The sequence below is a fragment of the Limnospira sp. PMC 1279.21 genome, from assembly GCF_032349615.1.
GTDB lineage: Bacteria > Cyanobacteriota > Cyanobacteriia > Cyanobacteriales > Microcoleaceae > Limnospira > Limnospira fusiformis.
This window is the reverse complement of the sequence record NZ_JARPLU010000063.1, coordinates 1-4,706: the sequence shown is the minus strand read 5'-3', so window position 1 is coordinate 4,706 and position 4,706 is coordinate 1. Positions and strand designations below refer to the sequence as shown.

3 protein-coding genes are annotated in these 4,706 nt (G+C 50.0%); all 3 read right to left on the bottom strand.

What is annotated here, in order from left to right:
* Positions 1–49: 49 nt before the first annotated feature.
* Entirely contained in the window at positions 50–1,570 is a 1,521-nt protein-coding gene (locus P5683_RS11515) for a hypothetical protein (RefSeq protein ID WP_315640520.1), read from the bottom strand.
* Positions 1,552–1,977, bottom strand: a complete 426-nt coding sequence (locus tag P5683_RS11510) for a hypothetical protein (protein ID WP_108614881.1) — start codon at positions 1,975–1,977, stop codon at positions 1,552–1,554. Before P5683_RS11510 ends, P5683_RS11515 begins: the two co-directional genes overlap by 19 nt.
* Positions 1,978–2,053: 76 nt before the next feature.
* On the bottom strand, positions 2,054–4,706 hold a 2,653-nt coding region (locus P5683_RS11505), incomplete at its 5' end, for a CHAT domain-containing tetratricopeptide repeat protein (protein WP_315669444.1).

The following is a 4,706-nucleotide window of genomic DNA, read 5'->3' as shown; positions in this document are numbered from 1 at the left end:
TTGAGAAACAGAGAGACTGGTAGAAACCGGGTTTCTTTCCCCCCACCACCTAACGAAAAGGAAACCCTTTCCGACGACTCAACCAGATGAGAAATTTAGTCCCACTCCACCCCACAATAGCACCCGCAACACTGGCGAAAAGAGCGATCGCAAAAGGATGGGAAATTCCCCCGCCATTTTCTGGTAGGGGAAAAATCCTCGGTTCCTCAAACATTAACCCCGAAGTAGAAGCGATAATGGCTCCCGTCCCAATGGCTACACCCCAAGCCTGAATTTCGTCTTGGAGTTTTTGGTTTTGTTGTTCTCGGGTGCGATCGCGTTGGGTTTGTTCAATCTCCACTATACCACGAATTGAGGCGATCGCTTTATCCGCTAAACTCGATCCTTCCACAAAGTAGTTGAGTTCGTCACTAATGCGGGTTTGGAAATAGGGAGAAGTGCGATCGCTAAACTCCCTGAAAACATCCATTTCCTGCTGTTGTAAATCATAACCCTTCTTTCTCAGCCTGTCAAAAATATCCGTCAATGTTACCTGATAGTTTTTCGTATTGATGCTAATCGTATTGCGACAATGCTTATAGTTTCGCAACAGTCGCGCATATTCCAAATCTAACGCCGCCAATTCCTTTAACACCTTTTTCAAGTCTTCCAGTTGCGTCTCAGTCAACGCTAGACGGGTTTCATTTTGGGTTAATTCTTGCTTAAAAGACTTGACTTTATGCTCTAACTGTGTATAGGCGATGTAGGTTTTGCGGTACAGTGTCCGCGTTTCCCGGTAGGCGGAAAGCACCTTATTTCGATAGTAAAATAGATTGATAAATTGGCGATAAGCATCCACCAACTTACCACTGGCTAAATCGTCCCGAAACAGGAAGATGATGATATGGGGTTGCACCTGCGCTTCCCCCTCTAAATTCCCGTCAACAACTTGACCGCCAAACTCAAAAAACGGGCTACCAAACAACTCCCCCATTTTGTGCAAAGGTGGACGTTTAACCTTACGGGAAGGCATTACCTGCGCCAAGCAACTGTGCGCTAAATCTGCCAAATCTTCCGGCTTTTTTGTGCGTTCATTTACTGGCAAAAATGCCGTTAATAGCAATGTTTGTTCCAGAGAGCTTTTGATGAAATCTGGCAGAAAAACCAGGCTTTCTGTGTTTAAATTGCGCCAAAACGAAATATCGACCTCTGGGGTTTTGTTGCCATTTTCCGATTCTGGGCGACATAAATTAACCGTTAAGCTATAACTATCATTCAGTCGGTGGGTGTAGATATTCCCCGTTATTTTTAAGTCCGAATTAGGCAGAGTTCCCGTGAGGTGGAGACGGTTCTTAGGATTCAGGTTAACTTCCAAGCCGACGGGTTCTGGGGAGTTGTCTGGGTAGCCGTGAATGTCGAGGCGTTCCGTAAAACCCAGCGTCTCTAAAATATCATCTCCCCTTTCCCATAACTGTTTCGGGTGCGGCGCAAGGGAATCCGTTTCCCCCGTCAATCCCCGCCACAGATGAAACGCGAAAAGGTGCAAATTGGGAGCATAAACCGTGTGGGGAATTATTTTTTTTGAATCCATTGACTCAAACTTTCCCGAACATAGATAAACAAGGAGATTTGGGAGGAATTGGGAGCCGGAGTAATAATCACCCTGGTTTCCGTTTCTTCGATGATTTGGAAGTTGGGAATTGTGTATTGTATTTCACCGGGAGAATCTTCTTCGAGTTCGTCGGCTTCCTTGCGGGTTTTGTTGGCTTCCTTGCGGGTTCTTTGTCGTCGCGCTTTTTCCAAGTGATTTTGGGCTTGCGGAAATCGTGCCATCCAGTCTATAATCAGATCTGATGCCTGATTGATATCGGCTTCAGATAGATTCTGCAAGTTGGCTGCCAATTCCTTAGCGGGTTCCAAAGCATCTGGCGGTAGGATTGGCGGTTCAGCTTCCAGAAGTTCGGCGAACATCAGCAGAGTTTCGGTTGAGTCTTTCATGGTTGTCTGGTTGGGAATAGATTATTGGGTCCTGCAATTCATTATTAATTATTAATTATTAATTATTAATTATTGACTAAACTCCGATCGCACAAAATGCCCCCCAATGGATAGGATGTTGATAGGGTCGGTAACTAGCGGGTTTAAAGCCTAACCTCAACCTCTCTCGCAGTTTCGCCTTGGGATAAGGGTTTCCCGCCGAGTCCTGCTCATTCAGCCACGCCGTTAACTCCTGCTTGGTGACTGCTCTCATCCACTCTTGAGCCTGTTTCAAGGCTAACGCCACCGAGGGCTGGGTCTGCATTTCCTCATACAATTTTACCATCAAAATCGCCGTCGAGACATCATTCACCGCCCAAAGACTGCAAATCACGTTCGTCGCCTTCGCATAGAGAAACCCTAGCCCCAAACTGATATACTCTTCCAATTCTGGGGAAAAGTCTGTTAACCCCGTTTCACAAGCCGAGAGAATCACCAGGCGACAGGCGGGTAAATCCAGTTCAAACAATTCTCCCAGGGTGTAACATTTGCTTAGGTCAATCTGCGTGCCTTTGCGCCAAGGGAGAAAACGAGTCTCGGCGGGTTCAGAGGGGGTGGTTTCCTCGCAGAGGGTTTGCCCTTCTGTGTCACTGACCGAGATTTTCGCCCCGGCTAAGACGAGGGGAGAGAGGAGGGGACTGTTGAAATTGAACGCCCCATGTCCGGCAAAATGGAGATAGTCCGCCTCTTGGAATGCTTGGCGGTGGGGGTTTTCCTTCAGGCTGGTTTTGCTGGCTTGCTGGCGAGTGAGACGGCTGGCGTTGGTGGAGAAGTTGGCTAAAATGGCGTCAACCTCTAAGTCCGCATAGTCTAGGTCTTCCGTGGGATTTTGGATGGCAAAGAAGCGCTGGCGGTTGCTGGTTTTGCGCTGGCGTTGGGAGACTTCCAGGAATTGACAACTGGGGCTATAGGTGACTCCCAGGGGAAATCTATCGGCGAGATATTCCGGTTCATCGTCATCCCCCAGGGGTAAGGCGTGGAGGGGGAATAAATGCAACTCCCGATAGGGGACGACAATTAGGCGGCGGTAGGTGGGGGGAATTTGGGCGAGGAGTTGGGGTAATTCCAGGATATCCCGCAGACGGCGCAGGAAGTGGTCGAGATTGGTTTCCCAGTCGTCGGAGTGGTGGCGTTGATAGGTTTGGAGATAGGTTTCGCGCAACTCCTGTAATTGCTCCAGGTTTTCTGGGGGGGAAAGATGCACGGAAATTTCCCCGGTTTCGCCCCTGACGATAAAGGTATAAATTCCTTGGGGGCTGAGATACCATTGCATCAACAGGGTATCTTTATCCAATAACTCCTGAATTTTCGAGAATTGGATGGGTTGGACTCGTTGGGTGAGGCTGAAGTTGGGGTCGTAGGTGTTGATGGTTTCCAGGAGTCGGGTTAAGTCCTGTTGCGCCTGTTCGTACTCTTGACGCAGGCTGTTCATGACTTCCGGGGTGAAGTTGGCGGCACTGCTGCCCCGTTGTCCCAGTCCGCCGATGTCCTGATTATCGGGGTTGGTGGGGGTTTCGAGGGTTTCGATAAGTCGCTGTTTGGCGGTGACTTCCCGACGCAGCTTGTCGAGTTGTCGCAGAATTTCTGGGGGAATGTCGCCTTTGGGGTAAAGGTCGCGGTTGCTGAGGAGTTCGATGAGGTTGCGGGATTTGCTGCGTTCGACGCTGGCTAAGGCTTTCCCGATATCGCCGCCATTGATGCAGGCTTGCACGAGTTGGGGATAGAGGTCTAAGGCGGCTTCCCGGCGTTTTTGTTTCTCGCTGTAGGAGTCGGTGAAAGTGCAACGGGTTTCGACGGCTTCGATAGCAGCTTCATAGCCATAGATGGCGGTTTCCCAGTCTTCAATCTCAAAGGCAGCATCGCCTAATCTGCGACCCAGTTCCAAGGCTTCTAGGGGGAATTGCTCTGGGGGACAAATGGTTAACCCTTCTTTCCAGGCGGCGATCGCTTCAGGAATTCGGTTAAAGTGTTGATAGACAAAGGCAAGTTCATTATAAACATCGGCCATCCCTTTGCGATCGCCCAATTCGGTACTCAATGCCAAAGATTGCTGATACAGACGCTCCGCCTCGTCCCAGTTGCCCCGATTTTTCTCGATATCTCCCAAACTTACCCAACAGCTTGCCATCCCTTTGCGATCGCCCAATTCGGTCATCACTTCCAAATATTGCTGATACAGACGCTCCGCCTCCTCCCAGTTGCCCCGATTTCGCTGGATATCTCCCAACACTCCCCAAGAGGATGCCATCCCGGCGCGATCGCCCAATTCGGTCATCACTTCCAAATATTGCTGATACAGACGCTCCGCCTCCTCCCAGTTGCCCCGATTTCGCTGGATATCTCCCAACTGTCCCCAAGAGGATGCCATCCCGGCGCGATCGCCCAATTCGGTTCTCAATGCCAAAGATTGCTGATACAGACGCTCCGCCTCCTCCCAGTTGCCTCGATTTTGCTGGATATCTCCCAACTGTCCCCAAGAGGTAGCCATCCCTTTGCGATCGCCCAATTCGGTTTCAATTGCCAAACATTGCTGATACAGACGCTCCGCCTCCTCCCAGTTGCCCCGATTTCGCTGGATCTCTCCCAACACTCCCCAAGAGGATGCCATCCCTTTGCGATCGCCCAATTCGGTCATCACTTCCAAATATTGCTGATACAGACGCTCCGCCTCCTCCCAGTTGCCCCGATTT

Bases quoted from the DNA above. Each gene is read 5' to 3' on its own strand.
- P5683_RS11515 (WP_315640520.1), bottom strand. From the start codon at position 1,570: ATGGATTCAAAAAAAATAATTCCCCACACGGTTTATGCTCCCAATTTG.
- P5683_RS11510 (WP_108614881.1), bottom strand. From the start codon at position 1,977: ATGAAAGACTCAACCGAAACTCTGCTGATGTTCGCCGAACTTCTGGAA.